Origin of the sequence: Streptomyces sp. RKAG290 (genome assembly GCF_023701695.1) — a bacterium.
In the GTDB taxonomy this organism is placed as follows: Bacteria; Actinomycetota; Actinomycetes; order Streptomycetales; family Streptomycetaceae; genus Streptomyces.
This window is the reverse complement of sequence record NZ_JAJOZC010000022.1, coordinates 1-2,165: the sequence shown is the minus strand read 5'-3', so window position 1 is coordinate 2,165 and position 2,165 is coordinate 1. Positions and strand designations below refer to the sequence as shown.

1 protein-coding gene and 2 pseudogenes are annotated in these 2,165 nt (G+C 74.5%); 2 read left to right on the top strand and 1 reads right to left on the bottom strand.

What is annotated here, in order from left to right; all coding sequences use genetic code 11:
• Positions 1-39: 39 nt before the first annotated feature.
• Positions 40-504, top strand: a pseudogene (locus tag LNW71_RS37245) (carotenoid oxygenase family protein); the annotation flags it as partial.
• A gap of 91 nt (positions 505-595) precedes the next feature.
• Positions 596-1,273, top strand: coding sequence for a carotenoid oxygenase family protein (locus LNW71_RS35905; RefSeq protein WP_250972385.1), 678 nt, complete (start codon positions 596-598; stop codon positions 1,271-1,273).
• On the opposite strand, the pseudogene LNW71_RS35900 reads toward LNW71_RS35905, so the two are convergent.
• Positions 1,263-2,110, bottom strand: a pseudogene (locus tag LNW71_RS35900) (DUF6777 domain-containing protein). The gene LNW71_RS35905 and the pseudogene LNW71_RS35900 sit on opposite strands and share 11 nt — an antisense overlap.
• Between the last annotated feature and the right edge of the window lie 55 nt (positions 2,111-2,165).

The window sequence follows — 2,165 nt, the reverse complement described above, 5'->3', positions numbered from 1 at the left end:
TGGATCTCCGGCGGGCAGGCCCGTTACCGCAACCGTTTCGTGCGCACCCCCGCGTGCTCGCCGAGGAGCGCGCGGGCGGGCGCTCTGGGGCGGCATCGAGTCGCTGATCATGCCTCAGGTACCGGACGTGGAACCGGAGTTGGCGGGCACCTTCCGGACCTGCCGGACATCAACGTGGTGCGCCACGCGGGACGCCTGCTGGCGCTCGCCGAGTCCGACTGCCCGTTCTGATGACGCCGGAGCTGGAGACGGCCGGCAAGGAGACGTTCGGCGGGCGCTGCCGGCCGGCATCACCGCACATCCGAAGATCGATCCGATCACCGCGAGATGCTGGTCTTCTGCTACGGCCTGGAGCCGCCCTACCTCACCTGGTCGGCCATCGACCCGGACGGCAGCGTGGCCCGCGGCCCCGTCACGGTCGACGGCCTCGACGAGCCGATGATGATCCACGACATGGCGCTGACCGCACGGTTCCTGGTGATCGTGCTGGCACCGGTGTTCTTCGACATCGCCGCGGCGATGAGCGGTGGATCCATGATCGACTGGCGGCCCGAGCGCGGCACCGGGGGGCCCTGGTCCCCGCGACGGCGGCCCGGTGCGGTGGGCGTCCGACGAGGCCTTCTGGCTGTGGCACACGGTCAACGCGTACGACACCGAACCCGACGGCGGCGACGTCGTGCTGGACTACGTGCAGTGGTCCCGCCTGTCCATGGGCACGCCGGCGAGAACGGACAGCCCAACACCGCAGGCCTGGTCCGCGCGGTCATCGACCCCGTGGCGGGCACGATGCACCGCACCGTGCTGGACGACACGAGGATGGAGCTGCCCGCACGGACGACCGCCTGATCGCCGGCGGCACCAACAGCTCGCCGTGGCCGCGGATTCCGGGAACCCGGATCTGCTGCCGGGCGAGTTCGACGAGCTGCGCTGGTACGACGGCAGGGACGCGTCGGGTACCAGCGTGGTGTGGCGGGCCGGGAACCTGTCGGTCGGTGAGCCGGTCTTCGCCCCCGTCCCCGGCACCGCGCCCGGCGAGGGCGGCTACTGGATGACGTATGCCACCGACCGCACCGACGCGAGCAGCTGGCTGCTCGTCATCCCCGCCGACGACCCCGCGTCCGGCCCGGTCGCCCGGGTGCGGATCCCCGGTACGGGTGCCCCTCGGCCTGCACGGGAACTGGCTGCCCACGCAGGAGTGAGGACCCCGGCGGGCCGGTGCCGGCCGGAGCGGCCCCCCTCCCTCGGTCACGACGCCCGGCCGCTCACCCGGTGACGGGCTCGATGCCGTCCTCCGCGCCCTCCGGCCACGGCAGCTCGATGGCGGTCTGCGGTTCCTCCGTCATGAGCGGCACCAGGTCCTGCGGCGGCTCGTCCGGCTCCGCGGGCGTGCCGGTCGGCTCGTCGGGCGGGAACCCGGACGGGGCGGCGGAGGGGTCGTCGGAGGGCAGGGCCGTCGGGCAGTCGGAGCGCTGCGCCCGGCCGGCGTCCAGGGTCCCCGACGGATCGCCCGAAGGGCTGCCGGTCATGGCGGCCTCCTCCCTGGGCGGCGGCGGGCCTGTCGTCGGGCAGTCGGTGGGCGTGGTGGTCGTCGAGGGCTTCGGCTCCGCGGGCGGTACGGCGGGCAGCGGCCCGGTGATGTCGGCGCCCGGGCCGTACGGCGGCGGCACCTCGGGCGCGTGGTCCGAGGCACCCTCGTCGCCGGCCGGCCGCTCGATCCACCGGTGGTTGACGACGTCGACGATGACCAGGTCCGTGACCTCGCGCGGGGCGGGTTCGACGACGACCACGCGTGCCGGGTCGTAACCGGCCCACTTCCTGCCCCGGACGGCCGCCGCGTCGCCCCCGCCGGCCGGCGGGGTCAGCGGGTTCCCGCCGGCGCAGCGGACCCGCGGCAGGCCGTGGCGGTCGACCATGACCGCGGTGCCGGCCTGGAGCACGGACTGGAAAGTGGTGGCGGCTCCCCCGCTGAAGCCGTGGTTGGCGACCCGGGTGTCGGCGCGCAGCAGACCGGCGTCAGGCCGTGCAGGAAGTCCGGCACATCGGCCGGCGCGATGCCCGAGGCCTGCGCGAAGGCGGCCCTCCTGGCCCGGTCGGCGGTGAGAAACCGGATCTGCTTCCCGACGTCGCAGGAACCGACGGAACGGGTGCCGCCGTAGAGGCCGGGG